At 69.7% G+C, this 22,075-nt stretch carries 22 protein-coding genes; 11 read left to right on the top strand and 11 right to left on the bottom strand.

Annotated features, from left to right (window positions below):
* Positions 1 to 5 precede the first annotated feature (5 nt).
* The gene (locus ACSQ86_RS20175; protein ID WP_436304793.1) at positions 6 to 1,115 is read right to left on the bottom strand and encodes a helix-turn-helix domain-containing protein; all 1,110 of its coding nucleotides are present in this window, start codon (positions 1,113 to 1,115) and stop codon (positions 6 to 8) included.
* A gap of 131 nt (positions 1,116 to 1,246) precedes the next feature.
* On the opposite strand from ACSQ86_RS20175, the gene ACSQ86_RS20170 reads away from it, so the two are divergent.
* Genes ACSQ86_RS20170 through ACSQ86_RS20140 form a run of 7 tightly spaced genes read left to right on the top strand, consistent with a single transcriptional unit; the run spans position 1,247 to position 8,736 of the window.
* Complete coding sequence (locus tag ACSQ86_RS20170) at positions 1,247 to 1,741, top strand: (2Fe-2S)-binding protein (RefSeq protein WP_093103041.1); 495 nt, start codon at positions 1,247 to 1,249, stop codon at positions 1,739 to 1,741.
* 11 nt (positions 1,742 to 1,752) lie between these two features.
* Positions 1,753 to 4,134 carry a xanthine dehydrogenase family protein molybdopterin-binding subunit gene (locus ACSQ86_RS20165; protein WP_436304792.1) on the top strand — a complete coding sequence of 794 codons (2,382 nt, stop codon included), beginning with the start codon at positions 1,753 to 1,755 and terminating at the stop codon, positions 4,132 to 4,134.
* A gap of 23 nt (positions 4,135 to 4,157) precedes the next feature.
* The gene (locus tag ACSQ86_RS20160; RefSeq protein ID WP_436309484.1) at positions 4,158 to 4,949 is read left to right on the top strand and encodes an FAD binding domain-containing protein; all 792 of its coding nucleotides are present in this window, start codon (positions 4,158 to 4,160) and stop codon (positions 4,947 to 4,949) included.
* Between the two features lie 9 nt (positions 4,950 to 4,958).
* A complete protein-coding gene (locus ACSQ86_RS20155; RefSeq protein WP_436304791.1) occupies positions 4,959 to 5,888 on the top strand; it encodes an AAA family ATPase in 930 nt (309 codons plus the stop codon).
* A 47-nt stretch (positions 5,889 to 5,935) separates the two neighbouring features.
* Positions 5,936 to 7,084, top strand: coding sequence for a vWA domain-containing protein (locus ACSQ86_RS20150; protein ID WP_436306328.1), 1,149 nt, complete (start codon positions 5,936 to 5,938; stop codon positions 7,082 to 7,084).
* 13 nt (positions 7,085 to 7,097) lie between these two features.
* A complete protein-coding gene (locus ACSQ86_RS20145) occupies positions 7,098 to 7,706 on the top strand; it encodes a CoxG family protein (protein ID WP_436290984.1) in 609 nt (202 codons plus the stop codon).
* Positions 7,707 to 7,719: 13 nt separating this feature from the next.
* On the top strand, positions 7,720 to 8,736 hold the full coding sequence (locus ACSQ86_RS20140) for an XdhC family protein (protein ID WP_436290985.1): 1,017 nt from the start codon (positions 7,720 to 7,722) through the stop codon (positions 8,734 to 8,736).
* Positions 8,737 to 8,753: 17 nt separating this feature from the next.
* Here ACSQ86_RS20140 and ACSQ86_RS20135 read toward each other — a convergent pair whose 3' ends face one another.
* From ACSQ86_RS20135 to ACSQ86_RS20120, 4 genes are all read right to left on the bottom strand, one after another.
* Positions 8,754 to 8,972: a hypothetical protein gene (locus tag ACSQ86_RS20135; RefSeq protein WP_093103053.1), complete on the bottom strand. Its 219-nt coding sequence runs from the start codon at positions 8,970 to 8,972 to the stop codon at positions 8,754 to 8,756.
* A gap of 73 nt (positions 8,973 to 9,045) precedes the next feature.
* On the bottom strand, positions 9,046 to 10,680 hold the full coding sequence (locus ACSQ86_RS20130) for a sulfatase-like hydrolase/transferase (protein ID WP_436309483.1): 1,635 nt from the start codon (positions 10,678 to 10,680) through the stop codon (positions 9,046 to 9,048).
* Positions 10,677 to 11,273, bottom strand: a complete 597-nt coding sequence (locus ACSQ86_RS20125) for a YceI family protein (protein ID WP_436304789.1) — start codon at positions 11,271 to 11,273, stop codon at positions 10,677 to 10,679. Before ACSQ86_RS20125 ends, ACSQ86_RS20130 begins: the two co-directional genes overlap by 4 nt.
* Positions 11,270 to 12,052, bottom strand: coding sequence for a CDP-alcohol phosphatidyltransferase family protein (locus tag ACSQ86_RS20120; RefSeq protein WP_436309482.1), 783 nt, complete (start codon positions 12,050 to 12,052; stop codon positions 11,270 to 11,272). Before ACSQ86_RS20120 ends, ACSQ86_RS20125 begins: the two co-directional genes overlap by 4 nt.
* An 18-nt stretch (positions 12,053 to 12,070) precedes the next feature.
* Here ACSQ86_RS20120 and ACSQ86_RS20115 point away from each other — a divergent pair, with 18 nt between their 5' ends.
* The 4 genes from ACSQ86_RS20115 to ACSQ86_RS20100 are packed head-to-tail and all read left to right on the top strand — an operon-like array spanning position 12,071 to position 15,363.
* Entirely contained in the window at positions 12,071 to 13,069 is a 999-nt protein-coding gene (locus tag ACSQ86_RS20115) for a zinc-dependent alcohol dehydrogenase (protein ID WP_436304788.1), read from the top strand.
* A 25-nt stretch (positions 13,070 to 13,094) separates the two neighbouring features.
* Positions 13,095 to 13,493: a 6-pyruvoyl trahydropterin synthase family protein gene (locus tag ACSQ86_RS20110; protein ID WP_093103061.1), complete on the top strand. Its 399-nt coding sequence runs from the start codon at positions 13,095 to 13,097 to the stop codon at positions 13,491 to 13,493.
* Positions 13,490 to 14,560: a glycosyltransferase family 4 protein gene (locus ACSQ86_RS20105; protein WP_436304787.1), complete on the top strand. Its 1,071-nt coding sequence runs from the start codon at positions 13,490 to 13,492 to the stop codon at positions 14,558 to 14,560. Before ACSQ86_RS20110 ends, ACSQ86_RS20105 begins: the two co-directional genes overlap by 4 nt.
* Positions 14,557 to 15,363: a class I SAM-dependent methyltransferase gene (locus tag ACSQ86_RS20100; RefSeq protein WP_436304786.1), complete on the top strand. Its 807-nt coding sequence runs from the start codon at positions 14,557 to 14,559 to the stop codon at positions 15,361 to 15,363. Before ACSQ86_RS20105 ends, ACSQ86_RS20100 begins: the two co-directional genes overlap by 4 nt.
* Before the next feature lie 248 nt (positions 15,364 to 15,611).
* Here the strand turns inward: ACSQ86_RS20100 and ACSQ86_RS20095 are convergent, their stop codons facing one another.
* The 6 genes from ACSQ86_RS20095 to ACSQ86_RS20070 all read right to left on the bottom strand — a co-directional run bounded on the left by ACSQ86_RS20095 (position 15,612) and on the right by ACSQ86_RS20070 (position 22,068).
* Entirely contained in the window at positions 15,612 to 16,475 is an 864-nt protein-coding gene (locus ACSQ86_RS20095) for a RibD family protein (protein ID WP_436304785.1), read from the bottom strand.
* A 23-nt stretch (positions 16,476 to 16,498) separates the two neighbouring features.
* Positions 16,499 to 17,365: a hypothetical protein gene (locus ACSQ86_RS20090; protein WP_436309481.1), complete on the bottom strand. Its 867-nt coding sequence runs from the start codon at positions 17,363 to 17,365 to the stop codon at positions 16,499 to 16,501.
* Positions 17,366 to 17,394: 29 nt separating this feature from the next.
* A complete protein-coding gene (locus ACSQ86_RS20085; RefSeq protein ID WP_436304783.1) occupies positions 17,395 to 18,066 on the bottom strand; it encodes a glutathione S-transferase family protein in 672 nt (223 codons plus the stop codon).
* Positions 18,067 to 18,098: 32 nt separating this feature from the next.
* Complete coding sequence (locus ACSQ86_RS20080) at positions 18,099 to 19,076, bottom strand: tripartite tricarboxylate transporter substrate binding protein (protein WP_436309480.1); 978 nt, start codon at positions 19,074 to 19,076, stop codon at positions 18,099 to 18,101.
* Between the two features lie 26 nt (positions 19,077 to 19,102).
* Complete coding sequence (locus ACSQ86_RS20075) at positions 19,103 to 21,097, bottom strand: aconitase family protein (protein WP_436304782.1); 1,995 nt, start codon at positions 21,095 to 21,097, stop codon at positions 19,103 to 19,105.
* Between the two features lie 80 nt (positions 21,098 to 21,177).
* Positions 21,178 to 22,068: a LysR substrate-binding domain-containing protein gene (locus ACSQ86_RS20070; RefSeq protein ID WP_436304780.1), complete on the bottom strand. Its 891-nt coding sequence runs from the start codon at positions 22,066 to 22,068 to the stop codon at positions 21,178 to 21,180.
* Positions 22,069 to 22,075 lie beyond the last annotated feature (7 nt).

The following is a 22,075-nucleotide window of genomic DNA, read 5'->3' as shown; positions in this document are numbered from 1 at the left end:
GCAATTTATTGCCGGCGGCGCGCCAGCTTGCGGTACACCGTGGCGCGGCTGATCCCGAGCGCGCGCGCCGCCTCGGCCACGTTGCCGCGCGCGTCGTCCACCGCGCGGCGGATCAGTGCCGTCTCGACGTCGCGCAGCCGCGGGCGCTCCTGGCTTGCGCCACGCGGCGCGCGGTCGGCGAGCTGCGGCCGGGCCTGCACGCGGAGGCCGGACCACAGCGGCACGTCCAGCGCGTCACCGCGGCGTGCCGCATCGAAGAGCATCTGCGGCGGCAGCGCGAACAGATCGTTGCAGTGCAGCGTCGGATCGGTGCCGAGCGGTTGGTGGAGCATCTGGCGTGCCGCGGTATTGGCGCCGGTCACGCGGCCGTCGGCGTCGATGCACAGCAAGCCCTCGGTGCCCGGCCCTGCGGCATAGCCAGGCCAATCGATGCGCAGCAGCAACTCGCAAGGATGGTTCTGCATCAGCGCGTCCTCGATGCTGCGCGCCGAGAGCGCGGCCAGGTGCCTCAGCTCGGGGCGTTCGACCACTTGCACGCCGGTCAGGTCCAGCATGCCGACGCATTCGCCCCGCGGGCCGAAGAGCGGCGCACCGGCACAGCTGTAGACGCTGGTGTCGTCGAAGAAATGTTCGCCGCGGTGCAGCCATACCGATTCGTGTTCGGCCAGCGCGGCACCGATGGCCGTGGTGCCCACCGCGCGCTCCGACAGGTCGACGCCGATGCGCGCGATGTCACGCGCGTGCCTGGCTGTGGCATCGCTGCCGCCGGGCAGGGCGCCCACATCGACCACGATGCCATCGGCATCGGTCAGGATCGCGAAATAGCGCGTGTCGGCGATGGCGCGCGACAGCTTGTCGAGCACCGGCCGCGCGGCCGAGACCAGGGCCCGGTTGCGCTCCGCGGCATGGCGGGCCGCCGGCGCCGAGACTGGATCGAAGCAGACGCGCTGCTGCGGCTGGTGGCCGGCGGCGAGGCAGCGCTGCCAGGAGCGCGCGAGCCAGGGCTCGATGCGCGCGCCCTGCGGACCCGCGTCATCGCCGTCGAGCCATTCGCGCCGCGCCTGCGCGATGGAGAGGGAGCGCTCGGTCGGCGGCGTGGCGTGGGGGGCGGTCATCGTGTTTCATTTTGAGAATTTCAAGCGCGCGCTGCAAGCGCCTAGGGTTTTGCCTAGGATGGTGCCCCTGTCCGGCGTCCAAGATTCCAGTTGCCGATCCTAGCCATCTCACCCACAACGGAGACAGCCACATGCAGGTTCCATTCACGGTCAACGGCCGCGCGGTCACGGTCGACGCGCCCCCCAACACCTTTCTCGTGCAGGCGCTGCGCGAGCATCTCCACCTGACCGGAACGCATGTGGGCTGCGACACCGCGCAGTGCGGTGCCTGCACCGTCCAGGTCAACGGCCGCGCGGTCAAGTCGTGCAACGTGCTGGTGGCGCAGGTGACCGGCGCGAAGATCACGACCATCGAAGGCATCGCCCAGCCCGACGGCACCATGCATCCGATGCAGGCGGCCTTCAAGGAGTGCCACGGCCTGCAATGCGGCTTCTGCACGCCGGGCATGGTGATGAGCGCGATCGACCTGTGCACGCACCATCCCAAGGCGAGCGAAACCGAAATCCGCGAACTGCTCGACGGCAACATGTGCCGCTGCACGGGCTACCAGAACATCGTCAAGGCCGTGCAGATGGGCGGCGAGGCCATGGCCGCCGCACCGGCCAAAGCCGCTGCCACGGCATAAGGAGCACCATCATGGGCGCACCCGATTTCGCCAGCCTGCCGCACATCGGCGAGGCACTCAAGCGCAAGGAAGACTACCGCTTCCTGACCGGCGCCGGCCAGTACACCGACGACGTGACGATGGCCAACCAGAGCCACGCCATCTTCCTGCGTTCGCCGCATGCGCACGCCAACATCAAGTCGATCGACACCGCCGCCGCCGAGAAGATGCCCGGCGTGGTCGGCATCTTCAGCGGCAAGGACATCGAAGGCAAGATGGGCGGGCTGCCCTGCGGCTGGCTCATCAACAACCCCGACGGCACGCCGATGAAGGAGCCGCCGCATCCGATCCTCGCGATCGGAAAGGTGCGCTATGTCGGCGACCACGTCGCGATGGTGGTGGCCGAGACGGTGGAGCAGGCGAAGAATGCGGCCGAAGCGATCGTGGTCGACTACGAGGAACTGCCCGCGCTGGTGAGCGTGGCCGATGCCGCGAAGAAGGCAGGCGGCGTCACGCTCCACGAGGCCGCGCCGGACAACCAATGCTACAAGTGGGCGCTGGGCGACAAGGCGGCGGTCGACGCGGCCTTCGCCAAGGCGGCGCATGTCACGAAGCTCGACCTGGTGAACAACCGGCTGGTGCCGAACCCGATGGAGCCGCGCGTCGCGATCGGCAGCTACAGCCGCGCGACCGAGGAATACACGCTCTACGTCGCCAATCAGAATCCGCACGTCGAACGCCTGTTGATGACGGCCTTCGTGCTCGGCCTGCCCGAGCACAAGGTGCGCGTGATCGCACCCGACGTGGGCGGCGGCTTCGGCTCCAAGATCTTCCTCTATGCCGAGGACGTGGCGCTGACCTGGGCCGCCAAGCAGCTCAATCGCAGCATCAAGTGGACCGGCGATCGTTCCGAGTGCTTCCTGTCCGACGCGCACGGCCGCGACCATGTGAGCCATGCCGAGATGGCGATGGACAAGGATGGCAAGTTCCTCGCGCTGCGCGTGCACACCGACGCCAACCTGGGCGCCTATCTGTCGACCTTCTCGACCGCGGTGCCGACCATCTTGTACGCCACGCTGCTCGCGGGCCAGTACACGACGCCGCAGATCTACGTCGAGGTCGATGCCTGGTTCACCAACACCGCGCCGGTCGATGCCTACCGCGGCGCGGGGCGGCCCGAGGCCACCTACCTGCTGGAGCGCCTGGTCTCGCGCTGCGCCTGGGAAATGAACCTGGGCCAGGACGAGATTCGCAAGCGCAACTTCATCACCACCTTCCCGTACCAGACGCCGGTGGCGCTGCAGTACGACACGGGCGACTTCCACGCCTCGATGGACAAGGCCAAGGAACTGGCCGAGGTGGCCAGCTTCGCCGAGCGCAAGGCAGCGACCGAAGCCGAGGGCAAGCTGCGCGGCATTGGCTACTCGAGCTACATCGAGGCCTGCGGCATCGCGCCCTCGAACATCGCGGGTGCGCTCGGCGCGCGCGCCGGCCTGTTCGAGTGCGGCGAGATCCGCGTGCATCCGACCGGCAGCGTGACCGTGTTCACCGGCTCGCACAGCCACGGGCAAGGCCACGAGACCACCTTCGCGCAGGTGGTGGCCGCGCGCCTGGGCATTCCGGTCGAGTCCGTCGACGTGGTGCACGGCGACACCGGCCGCGTGCCCTTCGGCATGGGCACCTACGGCTCGCGCTCGATCTCGGTCGGCGGCGCGGCGATCATGAAGGCGCTCGACAAGATCGAGACCAAGGCCAAGAAGATCGCGGCCCACCTGATGGAGGCGAGCGACGCCGACGTCGAGTTCGCCAACGGCGAGTTCACCGTCAAGGGCACCGACAAGAAGATCCCCTTCGGGCAGGTCGCGCTCACCGCCTACGTGCCGCACAACTACCCGCTCGACAAGCTGGAGCCCGGGCTCAACGAAACCGCGTTCTACGACCCGACCAACTTCACCTTCCCGGGCGGCACCTACATCTGCGAGGTCGAGATCGACAAGGGCACCGGCGAAGTGAAGATCGACCGCTTCACCGCGGTCGACGACTTCGGCACCATCATCAATCCGATGATCGTCGAAGGCCAGGTGCACGGTGGGATCGTGCAGGGCCTCGGCCAGGCGCTGATGGAGAACTGCGTCTACGACAAGGAGAGCGGCCAGTTGCTCACCGGCAGCTTCATGGACTACGCGATGCCGCGCGCCGACGACTTCCCGACCTTCAAGGTGGCCACCACCTGCACGCCCTGCACGCACAACCCGCTGGGCACCAAGGGGTGCGGCGAGGCGGGCGCCATCGGCTCGCCGCCGGCCCTGATCAATGCCGTGCTGGACGCGCTGGCGCCGCTGGGCGTCAAGGACCTCGACATGCCGGCCTCGCCCCACCGCGTGTGGGAAGCGATGCAGGCCGTGGCCAAGTAGAACCAAACGAGAAGGAAATCGCCATGTACGCCTTCACCCTCGAACGTCCCGCCACCGTCGCCGATGCGGCCAAGCTGGCTGCCGCCGGCGGCAAGGTCCTCGCCGGCGGCCAGACGCTGCTGGCTTCGATGAAGCTGCGCCTGTCGGCGCCCGAGCAGCTGGTCGACCTCGGCGGCATCAAGGAGCTCGCCGGCATCAAGAAGGACGGCAATGCCTTCGTGATCGGCGCGATGACGCGCCACCTCGACGTCGGCGCCAACGCCGAGATCAAGGCGGGCTTCCCCGCGCTGGCCTGGCTGGCCGACCACATCGGCGACCGGCAGGTGCGTGCCATGGGCACCATCGGCGGCTCGGTGGCCAACAACGATCCGGCGGCCTGCTACCCGAGCGCGGTGCTGGCCTCGGGCGCGACCATCGTCACCGACAAGCGCGAGATCGCGGCCGACGATTTCTTCCTCGGCCTCTTCACCACCGCGCTGGAGGAGGGCGAGCTGATCACCGCGATCCGCTTCCCGATCCCGAAGCGGGCTGCCTACGAGAAGCTGCGCCAGAAGGCCTCGAACTTCCCGCTGGTCGGCGTGTTCGTCACGCAAGGCGACAGCGGCGTGCGCGTCGCGGTTACCGGTGCCGGCAATGGCGTGTTCCGGCACAAGGGGCTGGAAGATGCGCTCGCGAAGAGCTTCACCCCCGAGGCCGCGGCCGGCGTGAAGATCGACGCCAGCGATCTCAACAGCGACCTGCATGCCTCGGCGACCTACCGCGCCAACCTGATCAACGTACTCACACAGCGCGCGGTGAAAAAGGCGCTGGGCTAAGCTTCGGAGATGACCGACACCACGCCTGCCGCGACCTCCCCGTTCAACACCATCGACGCGGTCGTGCGGGCGCTGGAAGGCGCCGCCTACTACGCCGACCGGCGGCTCGCGACGGCGGTGTTTCTCGCGCTCAAGCTCCAGCGTCCGCTGCTGCTGGAGGGCGAACCCGGCGTCGGCAAGACCGAGCTGGCCAAGGCGCTGGCGACCGCGCTCGCGCGCGAGTTGCTGCGCTTGCAGTGCTACGACGGCCTGGAGCAGCGCGAGGCGCTCTACGAATGGAACTATGCGGCGCAGCTGCTGCACATGCGCGCGGCCGAGGCGCACGGGGCTTCGAGCGACGTCGAATCGGAGGTCTACCAGCCGCGCTACCTGATCCGCCGGCCGCTCTTGCAGGCCCTGCAGGCGCCGGCGCCCGGTGCCGTGCTGCTGATCGACGAGGTCGATCGCGCCGACGAGCCCTTCGAGGCGTTCTTGCTCGAGTACCTGGGCGAATACCAGGTCAGCATTCCCGAGCTGGGCACGGTGCAGGCGCTGGTGCCGCCGGTCACCATCCTGACCAGCAATCGCACGCGCGAACTCAACGATGCCGTCAAGCGGCGCTGCCTCTACCACTGGCTGGACTACCCGGAGCGCGATCGCGAGCTGGCCATCGTGCGTGCGCAGGTGCCGAAGGCGGGCGCCGTTCTTTCCGAGCAGGTCGCAGCCTTCGTCGGGCGCTTGCGTAGCGCGCCCTTTGCAAGCGCCTTCCAGCGCGCACCGGGCATTGCGGAAAGCGTCGAATGGGCAAGGGCGCTGATCGCGCTCGACACCGTCGAGCTCGACCCCGAGATCGTGGTCGATACCGCGGGCATTCTCTTCAAGCAGCGCGACGATGTGGCGGCGCTGACGCACGAGCTGGCCTCCGATCTGCTGAAGCCCGAGGAGGAGTCGGCGTCGTGAGCGTTCCGCAACTCGGCGACGCGCGGCGCGGCAAGCTGGCCGGCAACATGATGGGCTTCGGCCGGGCGCTGCGCCGCGCCGGCGTGCGGACCGATTCGGCACGCATCGCGCTCGCTGCCGAAGCCGCTGCGCTGGTCGGGGTCGACAGCCGGCTCGACCTGGCGGCCGCGATGGAAGCCGTGATGATCAGCCGCGAACAGGATCGCCTGGTGTTCCGAGAACTCTTCGATGCCTGGTTCCGCGATCCCGAGCTTGCCAACAAGCTGCTCGCGCAGATGCTGCCGAGCGCCGAAGGCAAGGCCGAGCCCTCGAAGCGCCGGCCACGCGTGCGCGAGGCACTTGCGGCGCCGCGCGATGCGGTGAAGCCCGCGCAGACCGAGCGCGAGGTCGACTTCGATGCCGCGATGACGGCAAGCGATCGCCAGCGGGTGCACCACGCCGACTTCAACGCGCTGGGCGCCGCCGAGTACCGCCTGGTGGAGCGACTGGCCCGCGACATCGCGCTGCCGGTGCCGGCGCTGCCCTCGCGCCGCCTGCGCGTGACCGGCGATGCGGGAGCGCATTCGCGCATGCACTGGCCCGGCGTCTGGCACGAGGCCGGGCGCACCGGCGGCGAGATGCTGCTTCTGCCGCGGCTCTCGCGGCAGAAGCAGCCGCTGCCCTTGCTGGTGCTGGTCGACGTCTCCGGATCGATGGAGCGTTATGCGCGCCTGCTGCTGGCCTTTCTGCATGCGTCGACGCGGCGCGCCGGCCGGCGCGACGTGTTCGCCTTCGGCACCCAGTTGACCGACCTGACGCCGGCCTTCCGGCTGGCCGACACCGATCTGATGCTGGCCGCAGCCAGCGAGGCCATCGCCGATTTCGCCGGCGGCACGCGTTTCGGCGCCTCGCTCGGCGAACTGCGCGAGCGCCATGCGCGTCGCCTGACCGGCCGCCGCACGCTGGTGCTGGTGATCAGCGACGGCCTGGACACCGGCGAACCCGAAACCCTGGAGCGCGAACTGCTGTGGCTCAAGCGCCATTCGCGGCGGGTGCTGTGGCTCAACCCGCTGCTGCGCTACGAGGGCTATGCGCCGCTCGCGCGCGGGGCGGCCGTTCTGCACCGCCATGCAGACGCGATGCTCGCGGTCCACAATCTCCTGGCACTCGAACAACTGGCCGCGAGTCTCGCGGCCCTGATGCGGTCCGGCCGCTAGAAGGAACCTCACGATGGAAATGCTCGGCAACCGCCGGCTCGGCATCACGCAGCAGCAAGCCTGGGAGGCGCTCAACGATCCCGAGACGCTGAAGAAATGCATCCCCGGCTGCGACAAGTTCGAGGCCGTAGGCGACAACCAGTACGCGGTGGCGCTGGCCGTCAAGATCGGCCCGGTGTCGGCCAAGTTCAATGGCAAGGTCGCGCTGGCCGACATCTCGCCGCCGGACAGCTACAAGCTGTCCTTCGAAGGGCAGGGCGGCGTTGCCGGATTCGCCAAGGGTTCGTCGAGCGTGACGCTCAAGCCGGTCGCCGATGCGAGCCCCGGCTGCGAGCTCGACTACACGGTGCAGGCGCAGGTGGGCGGCAAGATCGCGCAGTTGGGGCAGCGCTTGATCGACGGCGCCGCCAAGTCGACGGCCGACGATTTCTTCAAGCGCTTCGAGGTCGAGATGCAAAGCCGCTACGGCCCGCCGCCGGCCGCGGTGGCCGAGAGCGCCGAGGCGCCCGCTGCCGCCGAGCCGTCCGAGAAGACCGGCGCGATGGCGGGCTTCATGCGCAAGATCGGCATCGGCAGGAAGTCCGACAAATCGGCGAGCGATACGGAAGAGCCGGCCGACTAGGAAGACGAACATCATGGAGAACCTCGACGTCATGGTTCTGCGCACGCTGCGCGACTGGCGGCTCGCGGGCCGCCGCGCGCTGCTCACGACGGTGGTGCGCACCTGGGGATCTTCGCCGCGGCCGATCGGCTCGATCATGGCGCTGGCGGAAGACGGCGCCGTGATCGGCTCGGTCTCGGGCGGCTGCATCGAAGACGACCTGATCGCGCGCTACAGCCGTGCCCACGGCGCGCCGGGCGAGATGCCTTCGGGCGCGCCGGCGCTGGTCAAGTACGGCATCACGGCGGATGAGGCGCACCGCTTCGGCCTGCCCTGCGGCGGCACGCTGGAACTGCTGCTCGAATACGACCCGGACGCCGCCTCGCTCGAGACGCTGGTGGCCGCGCTCGAAAAAGGGCGGCTGATGCAGCGCACCGTGTCGCTGGCCGATGGCACCGTCAGCGTGGCCGAGGCGAGCGCGCCGGCCGAGCTCTCGATCAGCGACACCGAGCTGGTCAACACCTTCGGGCCCGAATACCGCATGCTTCTGATCGGCGCCGGCCAGCTGGCCGAGTACCTGTCGACGATGGCGAAGTTCAGCGGTTTCGCGGTGACGCTGTGCGATCCGCGCACCGAGTACCGCACCGCCTGGGCCGTGCCGGGCGTGACGCTCAGCACCGAGATGCCCGACGACGCGGTGAGCGCCTTCAAGCCCGACCGCCGCAGCTGCGTTGTCGCGCTCACGCACGACCCGAAGCTCGACGACCTGGCCCTGCTCGAGGCCCTGCAAAGCGAAGCCTTCTACGTCGGCGCGATCGGCTCGCGCCGCAATGCCCAGGCGCGGCGCGAACGCATGATCGAGCACTTCGAGCAGACCGAGGCATCGCTTTCGCGCCTGCGCGGCCCGATCGGCATCTACATCGGCAGCAAGACGCCGCCCGAGATCGCGGTGAGCGTGATGGCCGAAATCCTGGCGGTGAAGAACGGCGTCAGGCTGCCGCGCGAGACCGAGGTCGCGCATGCCAAGGAGGCCGCGGGCGCCGGCAAGTAGCAGCGGGTGAGCCGCCGTCAGTGCCTGCGCAGGCCGGCGAGGAAGGTGGTGCTGCGGCCGAAGGCGCGCTGCATCTCCTTGGATTCGCGGGCTTCCTTGCGGGCCCTGGAGAAGATGAAACTCGCAGCCGCCAGTGCGAAGCACGCGCCGATCGCGATCAGCAATCCGACGAAGGATCCCAGCCACCAGGCGAGGCCGAGGATCACGATGCTGGCGAGAAGAAGAATGGCGCGCATGGGAGAGAGGCTAGCAGAGCCCTGGCCGAACAGGGTATGAACTATTGCTCGGAAGCTGTGGGCGCGCCAGCTTTCATTCTGCGCTGCCCAACGGTGCGTCGGCAGTCGCGTCGAATGCGGCGATCAGCACCGGCGTCAGGTCATGCATACCTGCGGTTGAGGGCCGCATCGGCAGCAGACCCGGCGTGAAGCCGAGGGCCTCGAAGCGTTTGAGCAGTTGCGTGTCCGTGCTGATGATGTGGACCGGTACGTCCCACGAAGCGCCCGCGCCGCTCACGCCCGCCATCGGCTGATGGTCGCCGATCACGATGGTGAGCAGCTGCCGCGGTGCGCGACCCGAGAGGTAGTCGCCCAGCCAGTGGAAGGTGTAGGCCAGCGATTCGAGGTACGCGGGCACGGGCTGCAGCCACGAACCCGGTTGCGCGACGGCCTGTGCGACTTCCGCCGCCGTGTAGGCGTCGGCGCGCAGCAGCCGCTGCCAGTCCGGCACGTAGGGCGCGATCGGGCGGAAGGGCGCATGGCTCGTCAGGGTCGGAAAGACGATGAAGCGCGGCGCGCGTTCCTCGCGCGGCTCGGCCAGTTCCTGCGCGTGCAGCAGTGCCATCGAGGCCTGGTCGGGAACGCGCCAGTAGCCGAAGGGCGGCCCGCGATAGCCGATGCGGTCGGCGTCGGCATAGCGGTCGAAGCCGTAGAAGCTGCCTTCGGGCCAGGGCTTCTGCAGGCCCGGCATCCAGTTCACGGTACGCCAGCCATGGGCCTTGAAATGGCGCACCAGCGTCGAACGATCAGTGGTCAGCAGCAGTTCGTAGGCGCCGGGGTCCTGCATGTCGACGCCGCTGAGCAGCGCCGCATGGGCCAGCCAGGAGGCGCCGCCGAAAGTGGGGGAGCGCACGCGCGCCGAGACCGCCTGCCGGCCGCGGGCCGCGAGCGCCTGCATCAGCTGCGCGCGCGCCGGCGCGAGCGCGGCGGCCTGCTGCGGGTCGTCCAGCGCGGTGACGCCGTAGGACTCGGCAAAGATCAGCAGCACGTCGGCGCCGCGGAGGCCTGCGAGCGAGCTGTGCTCGAAGGCCGGGCTGGGCGAGAGCTGCGAAGCCGCGTGGCCGGGCAGCAGCTGGCCGGCCAGGATTGCGGCCTGCTGCGCAAGAATGGGCGCGACCGGCATCGAGAAGAACCAGCGCGTGTCGCGCCCCCCGATGCCATGCGCGGCAAAGTTCGCGAAGAGCAGAAGGCCGATGAGGCCGATCGCGGGCCGCGGCGTGGGCCAAGCCAGCTCGCGCGCAATCGCAAGCCAGCATCGCCATGCCAGGCCGTACAGCAGCACAGGGATGGCCAGCGCGGCGAGCGCTGCCAAGCCGATCTGCCAAGCTGCGAGCTCGCCCATGCGCAGCACGTCCAGCGCGTGCCTGCTGTCCCAGTAGAGGTTGATCTGCCGGCCGAATACGGCCGACACCGTCACGTCGAGGTAGCGAGCGAGGATCCAGAAGGCGGTGACGCTCGCCAGCAAACGCAGCATGCGTGCGCCCGGCTGCCCGCGCCAGGCGATCCAGGCCGTGAGCATCACCAGAACCATGACGAGTTCGAAGGACACGCGCAGCGCCAGGCGCGGCCACAGCCCCGGCCCGTGGTTCTCCATCGTCAGCAGCGCATTGAGCAGCAGCAGGGGCAGGGCGAAGCGCGGCAGCCACCCGCCCCATGCGGCGGGCCTCATTTGCGCTTGGCCTCGAACTCGATGATGAGCGGCACCTCGTCGCCGACCCAGCCGTTGCCGACAGCGTAGTTCATGCCGTAGCTGCTGCGCTTGAAGCTGCCGCGCGCCGACACGCCCATCACGTAGCTCTTCTCGATCGGCGAGGGCCCGCTCTTGTTCCAGGTCGCGGCGAGCGTCAGCGGCTGGGAGCGGCCCAGCAGCTCGAGCTGGCCGGCGATCTCGAAGGTGCGCTCGCCGGTGCGCTTGGCTCCGGCCGCGGTGAACACCATGCGCGGGAACTCGGCCGTGTTGAGGAAGTCGGCGCTCTTCAGGTGCTGGTCGCGCTTGGCGAAATTGCTGAAGACGCTCTGGGTGTCGACCTCGATGCGCACGTTGCCGAGCGTGGCCGTGGCCTCATCGAAGCTGTAGCTGCCGCGCGCGGCGCGGAACATGCCCAGCACCTTGGCGTAGCCGATGTGATCGACCAGGAAGGCGATGGTGAGATGTTCGGGGTCGAGCTCGTAGCGTGTGGCCTCGGCGCGCGCGGGCAGGGCGTTCGCCATGAGGCATGACACGATCAGGGCGTACGGCAAGCGGGCCGCGAGTGCTTTCATGAGGCAGGCTCCAGTGGGGATGCGCGATGACGGATCAACCACGCGATGTCGATCGCGAAAGACGCAGTGAGCGCGGCCAGGCTCGCGGCCGCGATGGCCTGGCTCCAGGTCAGCGAGATGATCGGACCGAGGCAGACGAGCAGGCTGGTGATCTGCGCCACGCACACCGCCTTGCGCCGCTGGCTCGGCGCGAGCGGCCGCGCCAGCCAGGGCCAGGGCTTCATCGCCAGCACGAAGGCGTAGCGCATCAGGCCCGCGGCAAGGATCCATGAGCCGGCCTTGTCGAAATGAAAGACCAGCAGGCAGAGCGCGAAGGTCAGCAACGCATCGGTCTCCATGTCGAAGCGCGCGCCGAATTCGCTGGCCAGCCCGCTGCGGCGCGCGAGCGGGCCATCGAGGGCATCGAGCAGCGCGGCGGTCGTGCCCACGACGATGGCGCTCCACGCCATCGCTTCGGCATCGGCCAGGGGCTCGCCGATGCCCGCCGCGAGCAATGCGGCGAGCGCCAGGCGCGCCAGCGTCACGCGGTTGGCGGCACCGAAGCGCGCATTCGGCGCATGCGCCGCAAGGCCATGCAGCACCCACGCGAAGGCTGCCGCAAAGACGGCGGCTGCCTTGAGCTTGAACCAGGGACTGAGCTCGCCCAGCACCGTCAGCCCGCCAGCCGCCACGGCGAGCAGCAGGAAGCAGGGCACGGCCTCGCGCCAGGCATCGCGCCGGAGCGCCGCGAGCCGGCCCGCGCTGCGTGCGGGGCCATCGGCAGGAGGATGGGTGAGCATCGTCATAAGATCCGTTGCATGCCAGCATATCCCTCCCGTGTTGCTTCTGCCGAGTCCTGGGCCTGCTGGATCGAAGCCCCGGGCCGGGCCGGCATCCGGCGCGCTGCATTCGATGCGCCCGGTCCCGAGGAGGTGCAGGTTCGTGCGCTGCACAGCGGCATCAGCCGCGGCACCGAGCTGCTGGTGTTCGGCGGCGAGGTGCCTGCCAGCGAATTCGAACGCATGCGCGCGCCCTTCCAGGAAGGCGAATTTCCAGCGCCGGTGAAGTACGGCTATGCGAGTGTCGGCACGGTCGAGCGGGGGGGCGAGGCGCTTCTCGGCCGCGAGGTGTTCTGCCTCTATCCGCACCAGACCCGCTACGTGGTGCCGGCCGATGCCGTGCACCTGCTGCCCGAGGGCCTGCCGCCCGCGCGCGCGGTGCTGGCCGCCAACCTGGAGACCGCAGTCAATGCGCTGTGGGATGCGGCACCGCGCGTCGGCGACCGCATCGCCGTCGTGGGCGCAGGTGTGGTCGGCCTGCTGGTGGCCTGGCTGGCCGGGCGCATCCCCGGTTGCACGGTCGAGGTGATCGACACGAATCCCGCGCGCCGTGCGGTGGCGGAACGGCTGGGCCTCGTCTTTGCGAGTCCGGAGGCTGCGAGTCTCGAGGCCGATCTGGTGCTGCATGCCAGCGGCAGCCCAGCAGGCCTGGCCACGGCGCTGCGGCTGGCCGCCTTCGAGGCCACGGTGCTGGAACTGAGCTGGTACGGGCAGCGCGCGGTGACGCTGCCGTTGGGCGAAGCCTTCCATTCGCGGCGCCTCACGCTCAGGAGTTCGCAGGTCGGCCAGGTGGCCACCGCGCAGCGCGCGCGCTGGAGCCATCGGCGCCGGATGGCGCTGGCGTTGTCGCTGCTGCGCGATCCGGTGCTCGATGCGCTCATCACCGACAGTGCGCCTTTCGCCGAACTGCCGGCGGTGCTCGGCCGGCTCGCCGCGGGCGCGCCGAACACCTTGTGCCACCGCATCGACTATCCCTGACCCCTTCACCCTGGAAAGACTTCGCATGTACAGCGTCAACGTCCGCGACCATTTCATGATTGCCCACAGCTTTCGCGGCCAGGTCTTCGGCCCCGCGCAGCGCCTGCATGGCGCGACCTATGTGGTGGATCTCGAACTGCGCCGCGCCGAGCTCGATGCCGACGGCGTGGTGGTCGACATCGCGCTCGCCACCGAGGTGCTGCGCAGCGTGCTGGGCGAACTCAACCTGCGCAACCTCGACGACGATCCGGCCTTCGAGGGGCGCAACACCACCACGGAATTCATGGCGCGCGTGATCTTCGATCGCGTTGCCGCGCGCATCGCGGCCGGCGAACTCGGGCCCCACGCAAGCGGCCTCGCGAGCATGCGCGTGAAGTTGAACGAATCGCATGTGGCCTGGGCGGCCTACGAGGGCGCACTTTGACAGCGAGGCGCTGCAGCTTCCTGGTGCCGGGGGACCTGAACACCCGCACCGGCGGCTACACGTACGACCGCCGCATCATCGATGGCCTGCGCGCGCAGCAGTGGGAGGTCGAGGTCCAGACCTTGGGCGAAGGCTATCCGGCGCCCGCTGCGGCAGCGCTCGCGCAGGCCGGCCGCGTGGCCGATGCCTTGCCCGATGGCGCGCTGGCGGTGGTCGACGGCCTCGCCTTCGGCGTGCTGCCCGATCTGGCGCAAAGGCATGCAGAGCGGCTTTGCTGGATCGCGCTGGTGCATCACCCGTTGTCGCTGGAGACCGGCCTCGACGCGGCGCAGCAGCGCGCCTTGTTCGAGAGCGAGCGGCGCGCGCTGGCCAGTGCGCGCGGCGTGATCGTCACCAGCTCTTCCACGGCTCGAGCGCTGGCAGCCTTCGACGTTCCGGATTCGCGCATCGTCGTGGTCGAGCCCGGGACCGAGCCGGCCCCCTTGGCCGCAGGCTCGGGCACCGATGCCTTGTCGCTGCTGTGCGTGGCGACCGTGACGCCGCGCAAGGGGCATGCCCTGCTGATCGAAGCGCTGGCCGGGTTGAAGGACCGGCGCTGGACGCTGCATTGCGCAGGCAGCCTGGTCATGGACGCCGCATGCGCATCGGCATTGATGCAGGCCATCGAACGTCACGGCCTGCGCGAACGCGTGGTGCTGCATGGCGAGCAGGACGAGGTGGGCCTGTGCGCGCTCTATGCGAAGGCCGATGCCTTCGTGCTGCCCTCGTTCCATGAGGGTTACGGCATGGCCCTGGCCGAGGCGCTGGCGTACGGCCTGCCGGTGATCAGCACCCGCGCGGGCGCCATTCCGGACACGGTGCCGGCCGATGCGGGCCTGCTGGTGTCGCCCGGCGACGCGATCGCGCTGCGTGCCGCGTTGCAGCGGCTGATGGACGATGCTGCGTGGCGGGCGCAACTGAAGGCCGGCGCGCAAAGAGCGCGAGGCCGCCTGCCGACATGGCAGCAGAGCGGCGCGCGCTTTGCATCGGTGCTCGCCGATTTCCGGCAGCCGGCAGGAGGCGCATGACAGGCTTCAGCGCCGACTGGCTCGCCCTGCGCGAGCCCTTCGATCGCGCGGCGCGCAGTGCGTCGGCTGCGCTGCTGGATCTGCACGCGATGGCGGCCCGGCTGCGCGGCGACGATCCGGTCCTGCGCGTGATCGACCTGGGCTGCGGCACCGGCGCCAATCTGCGCGACCTGGCACCGCGGCTGGGCGGCGCCCAGCAGTGGCTGATGGTCGACCACGACCCGCGCCTGCTGGCGGCGTTGCCGGAATCGCTCGAAGGCCCGGGGTGGCATGCGAAGGCGCGTCCGCTCCGCATCGATCTGGCGGCGGCGCTTGATGCCGTGCCCTATGGCGCGGCGCGGCTCGTCACGGCCTCGGCGCTGCTGGACCTCGTGTCCGCATCGTGGCTCGACGCGCTATTGAACCATGTGCGAATGGCGAGTGCGGCCGTGCTCTTCGCACTGACTGTCGATGGCCGTGTCGCGTGGGCGCCTGGTCTTGCAGGCGACGCGGAGGTCCACGAACTGTTCGCCACCCATCAACAGCGCGACAAGGGTTTCGGACCCGCGCTCGGCGGCGAAGCGGTTGCGCTGGCGGTCGCCCGCCTCGATGCGATGGGCTACAGCGTCACGCAGGCGCGAAGCGATTGGTGCATCGAGGAGGCGGCGATGCTGCGCGCGATGATCGAAGGCATGGCTCATGCCACGCTGGAACAGGAACCGGCTGCGCACGAGCTCGTCGGCGCATGGAAGGCGCGGCGGTTAGCGCTTGTCGATCGCACCTGCCTGCGCGTGGGGCACGTGGATCTTCTGGCGATGCCTTAGCGAGGTTTTCGTGTCTTGGGTGCCACGAAACCTATGGGGCGCTTGGCTGGCTCGGGTGGTGTCATCAATTCGCGCAGCGCATCGAAAAACCTGCCGAAGCTGGTTGCGCGTGTTGCGGCTGAAGGACTCATGCTGCATCGCCACAAGCTCCGTCTTCTTTTCGAGTTCGGCCAGCCGCTACTTTGCTACATACAAGGGTTAGGGTGAGGGCTCAGCAACCGGCGCCATCGCCACCACGGCCGCTGCCCTCACCCCTGCCCTCTCCCAGAGGGAGAGGGAGCAAGGCGCAGATCCAGATCCCACATCACATCCGCCCCCATGCGAAAGACGCGGCTTGCGGGACGCGGGCAATCGCGCATCGCCGCGCTTTGCGGCAGCAGCAGCCCGGGACGCCCGCCGCCGATCAGCACCGGCGCGACGCTGAGGTGCAGGCGGTCCATGCACCCCTGCGCGATGAAGCGCGAGATCGTGATACCCCCGCCCTCGACGAACAGCACGCGCAGGCCGCGCTGCTGCAGCGCGGCCTGCAGGGCGCGCAAGTCCATTGCGCCCTTGGCGTCCACCAGGCCCGGCACGCCCAGCACCTGATCGGCACCCACGCGCTGCGCTGCTTCGGCTTCACGTGCCGCGTCGCACACGAGCAGGGTCGGCGCCTGGCGATCGGTGAAGACGCGCAGCGTCGGCGTCAGGCGCAGGGCCGGGTCGAGCACGACGCGCACCGGGTTGTCGCCCGCCACGCGGCGCGTGGTGAGCTGCGGGTTGTCGATGGCCGCGCTGCCGGCGCCCACGATGACTGCATCGCTGAGTGCGCGCAGCCGGTGCAGGTGCAGCAGCACCTGCTCGCCGTTCACGTAGTTGGAGTCGCCGCCCCGCGTGGCGATACAGCCGTCGAGGCTCTGGCCCAACTGGCCGATCACCCAGGGCGTGGCCTCGGCCGTCCGCTCGAGCAGGGGCTGTAGCAGTGCCAGGAGCTCGACAGCTTCGTCGTCCCAATCCTCGCCCGGCACCAGTGGCGTCGCCGGCGGCTCTCCGCTGCGGCGACGCCGGACGATGTCCAGACACAGCGGCCACAGCGCTTCCATGCCGAAGCTGCGGGGTTGGGTCGAGCTCATGAGCGGGCGCGGGTTGCGGGCATTCACCACCTGGGCTTGTAGTAGGGATCGTCCATGTTAGCGGCGGGCCCGTCGACCCCGCCGCCCCAATGCGCCAATGCCAGCGCGGCTGCAACCCACAAGGCGGCCACCGCGGCCACGATCAGCGTTTCGGCCCAGGGGCGGCCCTCGCCGCGCCGCAGGCGCCGATGTCCCCATCGCACCAGCGAGCCGGAGGTGAAGGACGCAGCCAGCAGCAGCAACGCGCCCGGCCGGGCCGGCGTCAGCAATGCCGTGGCCTGTGCCAGCGCCAGCCAGGCCAGCAGCGCGACGACCGCGCCGCTGGCGCCGAAAGCGATGCGCCCCACAGGCCAGAGCCACAGCGCGCAGCCCGCCAGCGCGGCGCCCAGCCCGAGGCTCAGCTCGAACAGCAGGGCAGAGCCGGACATCATCGCGAGCGCCGCGAGCCCGAAGCTCGCGAGCACGAGCATCGCGATCGCATCGGCGCGCCGCGGGGTTTCCTTCAACACGGCGCGGATCACCGCCAGACCCAGCAGCCAGATGCCGATCTTGAGCGGCAGCGGCTGCCAGGCCAGGATCGCCAGCACCAGGGCCCACAGGATGCCGGCTGCCAGCCACTGCACGCGCCGGCCGGCGCGCATGGCTTCGAGGCCGAGGCCAAGCAGCGCAGCAGCCGCATAGACCCACGGCAGCTTCTCGGTCAGCGCGCCCGGCATCAGCCGCCAGCCCAGCACCCACAGCACCGTGCCGACGATCGCCACCGCGACGCCCACTGCGGCCCAGCGCGCGCCCTGAACCGGGCCCAGCACGCCGCGCAGAAACCCCGTCGCCGCGAATGCAATGCAAAGCGGCAGCGCCAGGCTCTGGAACAGCGGGTGGTGGAAGTCCATCCCTACGGTTATGCAGGTGCAATGCCGATTCAGTCAACGCTGGCATCTTGGGGCGAAACGCCCTGTGCCAGGGCCGCATCGTGCTGCGCGACGAGGGCGCGCCTGAAGCCGTCGCGCTGCTGCAGGCGTTGCCAGTAGGCGGCAACGGCGGCCGGAAGCTGCGCAACCAGGTCCAGCTTGCTGGCCAGCATCAGCGCATAGCCGACCGAGATGTCGGCGGCGGTGAAGCGTCCCGCGCTGAGGAAGTCTTCCTGCTGCAGCACCGCATCGATGCCGCGCAGCCGTGCCAGGAACCATCGCGTGTAGTCCTCGGCCGCCTGCGGCAGCTTGCGCTCGTCGGGCTCGAAGCGGCCGTAGCGCAGCACGATGGTCTGGGGGAAGGTCAGCGTGGCTTCGCCCTGGTGCAACCCATTGAGCCAGGCGCCGAAGCCGGGCTCGTGGGGTCGAACGGCCAGGCCGTGCAGGTTGTCCGGGTCGAAGCGCTCGGCCAGGTACTGGCAGATCGCGGCTGACTCCGTCATCCGCGTCTCGCCGTCGATGAGGTAGGGAATGGTGCCGAGCGGATTGATCTCGAGGTAGCTGCGCTTGAGCGCGCGCGGCGGGAAGGGCAGCATGCGCAGCTCGTAAGGTGCGCCCAACTCTTCGAGCATCCACAGCGGGCGGAAGGAGCGGGCGCTGACGCAGTGGTAGAGGACGACCATTTGGGCCGACTCTACCCGCGTCCGCAGGCCATTCAATCGAGCGTTGCTCCCGATTGCTTTACCAGCTTCTGGTGCTTGCTCAGCTCGGCCTGGAAGAAGGCCGGCGCCGCGTCGGGGCCGGTGTTCAGCACCATGAGCCCCTGGCCGGCGATCGCGTTCTGCGCCTCGGGCGAGGCCAGCGCGATCTTTATCGCGCCGCTGTAGCCGTCGACGATGTTCTTCGGCAGCTCCGCCGGCCCGATCAGCGCGATCCACGCGTCGAAGCTGTAGCCGGGCACGCCGGCCTCCGCCGCGGTCGGGACCTCGAGCAGCGCGCCGGAACGCGTAGGCGTCGACACGGCCAGCGCGCGCAGCGTGCCGGCCTTGATCTGCGGCGCCACCTGCGACACCGACACGAAGCCCAACTGCACCTGGCCACCGATCAGGTCGGTGACGAGCGGGCCGGTGCCGCGGTAGGGCACATGCTTCATATCGATGCCGGTCTCGCTGACCAGCAGCTCGCCGGCCAGGTGCAGCGTGCTGCCGTTGCCGGCCGAGCCGAAGTTGAGCGTGCCGGGCTTGGCCTTGGCGAGCGCGATCAGTTCCTTGACGTTCTTCGCCGGTACCGAGGGGTGCACCACCAGCACCAGCGGCACGGTGGCGATCACCGCGATCGGCGTGATGTCCTTCAGCGTGTCGTAGGGCACGGTCTTGTAGATGCCCGGGTTGATCACGTGGTTCGACGAGATCATGCCGAGCGTGAGGCCGTCCTTCGGCGCCCTCACGATCTGCGTGGTGCCTGGGATGCCGCCGGCGCCGGCGATGTTCTCGACCACGACCGGATGGCCCGCGGCCTTGCCGAAGGACGGGCCGATGGCGCGCGCGACCGCGTCCACGGTGGAGCCGGCCGCCAGCGGCACGACCATGCGGATCGGCTTGTCGGAGGCCGGTGCCTGGGCGAGCGCTGCGGTCGCCAAGGCGGCGCTGGCGAGCGATGCCGCGATGCGGCGGATCAGGGGGGCTTTCATCATCGTCACGTGTGTCTCCTTGTCTTGTTTCATGGATGCCGGCGTCGCAGTTCCTCGAAGGACAGCAGCTCGCCTGCGATGGCGCTCGCGGCCACGGTCGGCGGGCTCGCGAGCCAGACCTGGCCCGGTCCGCCGCGGCCCGGAAAGTTGCGGTTGATCGCGCTCACGGTGACCTCTTCCTTGCGCACCGAGGTGCCCGGGCCGCAGTTGCCGCAGGCGCCGCACGACGGTTGCAGGATGCGCGCACCGACCCGCTCGAAGGCATCGAGGTAGCCGCGCGCCGCGCAGTGGTCGCGCACCGCGGTCGTGCCGAATTGGAGGTAGAGCGACACGCGATCCGGCACGCGCAGGCCGCGGTCGGCCGCCCAGCGCAGCACCTCGTGATAGTGGTCGAAGTCTTCGCGCTTGCCCGCGGTGCAGGAGCCGCCGTAGGCGATGTCGATGCGCACCGGTTCCTCGAGCGCCGCCAGCGGCAGCCCGTTGCCGGGGTCGCCAGGGCGGGCCACCATCGGCGGCACCGCGGTGCAATCGACGCGGATCGTCTCCGCATAGACCGCGTCCGCGTCGCTGCGCATCCACGGCTCGAGCACGAAGTCGATGCCGCGCCGCTCGCGCAGGAAGCGCACCGTTTCCGCGTCGGGCGCGACGATGCCGGTGAAGCCTCCGAGCTCGGCCGTCATGTTGGTGAGCGTCGCGCGCTCGTCGGTCGACAGCTGCGCGACCACCTCGCCGGTGAATTCGAACACCCGGCCCACGCCGCCGCCGGCGCGGATGCGCGGCTCGGCCAGCAGGTGCAGCACGATGTCCTTGGCGGTCACGCCTGGCCGCAGCGCGCCGTCGAACACGATGTGCAGCGACTGCGGCACGGTGAGCCGCAGCGCGCCGGTCACGAAGGCATTGGCCATGTCGGTAGTGCCGACGCCGAATGCCACGCAGCCCAGCGCGCCGCTGTGCGGCGTGTGCGAGTCGGTGCCGACCACGACCTGGCCCGGCAGCGCGTAGCGCTCGGCCATCATCGCGTGCGAGATGCCGGCGATGTTGCTGCTGCCGTCGGTGCGCGCCTCCTCCTCGGTCAGGGTGCGGTGCGAGCGCAGGCCGTACGCGGCCGCGAATTCGCGCTGCGCCTCGACCATGCGGTGCACGTTGGGCACCAGGCCGCCGCGCACGTGGGCCGGGCTTTCCCCGACGTAGGAGGTGTGGTCCTCGAACACCACGATCGATGCCGGCTCGTGCAGGTTCAACGGCTTGCGGAAGGTCGCATGCAGCATGTGCGCCGCCATGCCGGTGTAGTACTCGTGGATGAAGCGCCAGTCGGCACGTACGAAGGCGCCGTCGCCGGGCGCCGGGTGCGCCTCGGTGAGCTCGGTCGCGAGCGCATGGCGGGCCACGATCTTCTCGAACAGCGTGCGTGGCCGCTCGGGCGGCGCGCCCTCGGCGCTCCGGATGCGGCACATGAAGTGCTGGCCGAAGCGCAGCAGGCCGCCGCTTTGCAGGATGGCCGCGGCGAGCGCATCGCGGCCGGCGACGAGTTCGGCGAGCGGAATCGCCTCGCCGGCGCGGATGCGTTCGACCAGCCCGAAATCGGTGGAGGTGAAGAGGCCGATGTTGTCGGCGTTCTGGCGGTAGATGCGCTCGAAGCTCTCCCCGATCACGAGCCGCACGCCGGCCAGTTTCTCGGCCGCGGGGCTGTGCTCGCGCGACGAGCCCTTGCCGTAGCGCCTGCCCGCGACCACTACCTCGATGCCGCTCGCGCGGACCGCATCGGTGCCGACGGGCAGGCGGTCACCGGTCTTGAAGCCGGTGTAGGGGTAGCGGCCGAGCTTGTCGTCGTAATGGGTGAGGATGGGCAGCGGTGTGATCTCGTCGGTCGAGATGTCGTCGCGCAAGGGCATGGCTTCCGCCAGTGCCGGCGTTTCGCCGCGCAGGCATTGTTCGACGACTTCGGGTGAGCTGCTCAAGAAGAGCAGCCTGGGCGCGAAGCGAAGCGCCGGAAGATCGTCGGAAGCTGGCGCAAGGGCTGGCATGCCTGATCTTCGCGTCAGGCCCCCGGGGCCGAAAAGCGCCAAGGCGGCACAGGGGCTCTCGCGAAATGCGAGATGGGGACTTACCCGCGCAGCGCGTCGATCAATGCCGCGACCGAGCGCGGCCTTGGCGTCTTGCGCAGCGCATAGAGATGCAGCTCGCGCGCCGCCCACGCTTCGTCGAGCGGCCGGCGCACGAAGCGCGGGCTGCCGGCATAGGCCGCGGCGGCGCTTTGCGGAACCACCGCAATGCCCAGGCCCGCCTCGACCATGCGGCAGACCGCATCGAAGCTGCTGACCGACACGGTGGGCGCAAAAGGTTTTTTCTGCAGCGCCTGGGCACGTTCGTGCAGGCAGCGGTCGAGCGCGCCGCCCTGGTGGACGCCGATCAGCGGATGGTCCAGCAGCTCGGCGAAGCCGACGGCCTTTCGTTTGGCCAGCGCATGGCCGGCGGGCAGCACCACCTGCAGCGGATCGGTCGCGAAGCGCCAGGCATCGAGCCCGGCGGGTACCGGCGCCTCCACGCCCACGCCGACGTCGGCACGGTCGTCGAGGCAGGCGCGGATGACGTCGCGCGTGTCTTCTTCATGCAGCGAGATCTGGACGCGCGGATACCGGGCCATGAAGGCCTGCAGACGTTCGGGCAGGAAGCCGATCACGGCCGACATGTTGGCGTAGAGCCTGACCGTGCCGCGCACTTCGTCACCCTCGATTTGCACCTCGCGCACCAGCGACTGCAGGTCGTTGTCGATCTGCTGCCCGCGCTCGAGCACGAGGCGGCCCGCATCGGTGAGCGCGACGCCGCGCGGCGAGCGCACGAAAAGGGCAGTGCCGAAGGCGTGCTCGAGATCGGCGATGCGCCGGCTCAGCGCCGAGGGCGCGATGTGCTCGAGCGCCGCGCCGCGCACGATGGAGCCGGCGCGCGCCGTCGAGACGAAGAGTCGCAGGCTGTAGGCATCGATGCGGCGGGTCATGCCGCGC

It is taken from the genome of Variovorax sp. LjRoot130 (assembly GCF_964253755.1).
Taxonomy (GTDB): domain Bacteria; phylum Pseudomonadota; class Gammaproteobacteria; order Burkholderiales; family Burkholderiaceae_C; genus Variovorax.
The sequence above is the reverse complement of the archived record's forward strand: the minus strand, read 5'-3'. Positions and strand labels throughout refer to the sequence as shown.

Bases quoted from the DNA above. Each gene is read 5' to 3' on its own strand.
- ACSQ86_RS20175 (WP_436304793.1), bottom strand. From the start codon at position 1,115: ATGACCGCCCCCCACGCCACGCCGCCGACCGAGCGCTCCCTCTCCATC.
- ACSQ86_RS20170 (WP_093103041.1), top strand. From the start codon at position 1,247: ATGCAGGTTCCATTCACGGTCAACGGCCGCGCGGTCACGGTCGACGCG.
- ACSQ86_RS20165 (WP_436304792.1), top strand. From the start codon at position 1,753: ATGGGCGCACCCGATTTCGCCAGCCTGCCGCACATCGGCGAGGCACTC.
- ACSQ86_RS20160 (WP_436309484.1), top strand. From the start codon at position 4,158: ATGTACGCCTTCACCCTCGAACGTCCCGCCACCGTCGCCGATGCGGCC.
- ACSQ86_RS20155 (WP_436304791.1), top strand. From the start codon at position 4,959: ATGACCGACACCACGCCTGCCGCGACCTCCCCGTTCAACACCATCGAC.
- ACSQ86_RS20150 (WP_436306328.1), top strand. From the start codon at position 5,936: ATGATGGGCTTCGGCCGGGCGCTGCGCCGCGCCGGCGTGCGGACCGAT.
- ACSQ86_RS20145 (WP_436290984.1), top strand. From the start codon at position 7,098: ATGGAAATGCTCGGCAACCGCCGGCTCGGCATCACGCAGCAGCAAGCC.
- ACSQ86_RS20140 (WP_436290985.1), top strand. From the start codon at position 7,720: ATGGAGAACCTCGACGTCATGGTTCTGCGCACGCTGCGCGACTGGCGG.
- ACSQ86_RS20135 (WP_093103053.1), bottom strand. From the start codon at position 8,972: ATGCGCGCCATTCTTCTTCTCGCCAGCATCGTGATCCTCGGCCTCGCC.
- ACSQ86_RS20130 (WP_436309483.1), bottom strand. From the start codon at position 10,680: ATGAGGCCCGCCGCATGGGGCGGGTGGCTGCCGCGCTTCGCCCTGCCC.
- ACSQ86_RS20125 (WP_436304789.1), bottom strand. From the start codon at position 11,273: ATGAAAGCACTCGCGGCCCGCTTGCCGTACGCCCTGATCGTGTCATGC.
- ACSQ86_RS20120 (WP_436309482.1), bottom strand. From the start codon at position 12,052: ATGCTCACCCATCCTCCTGCCGATGGCCCCGCACGCAGCGCGGGCCGG.
- ACSQ86_RS20115 (WP_436304788.1), top strand. From the start codon at position 12,071: ATGCCAGCATATCCCTCCCGTGTTGCTTCTGCCGAGTCCTGGGCCTGC.
- ACSQ86_RS20110 (WP_093103061.1), top strand. From the start codon at position 13,095: ATGTACAGCGTCAACGTCCGCGACCATTTCATGATTGCCCACAGCTTT.
- ACSQ86_RS20100 (WP_436304786.1), top strand. From the start codon at position 14,557: ATGACAGGCTTCAGCGCCGACTGGCTCGCCCTGCGCGAGCCCTTCGAT.
- ACSQ86_RS20095 (WP_436304785.1), bottom strand. From the start codon at position 16,475: ATGAGCTCGACCCAACCCCGCAGCTTCGGCATGGAAGCGCTGTGGCCG.
- ACSQ86_RS20090 (WP_436309481.1), bottom strand. From the start codon at position 17,365: ATGGACTTCCACCACCCGCTGTTCCAGAGCCTGGCGCTGCCGCTTTGC.
- ACSQ86_RS20085 (WP_436304783.1), bottom strand. From the start codon at position 18,066: ATGGTCGTCCTCTACCACTGCGTCAGCGCCCGCTCCTTCCGCCCGCTG.
- ACSQ86_RS20080 (WP_436309480.1), bottom strand. From the start codon at position 19,076: ATGATGAAAGCCCCCCTGATCCGCCGCATCGCGGCATCGCTCGCCAGC.
- ACSQ86_RS20075 (WP_436304782.1), bottom strand. From the start codon at position 21,097: ATGCCAGCCCTTGCGCCAGCTTCCGACGATCTTCCGGCGCTTCGCTTC.
- ACSQ86_RS20070 (WP_436304780.1), bottom strand. From the start codon at position 22,068: ATGACCCGCCGCATCGATGCCTACAGCCTGCGACTCTTCGTCTCGACG.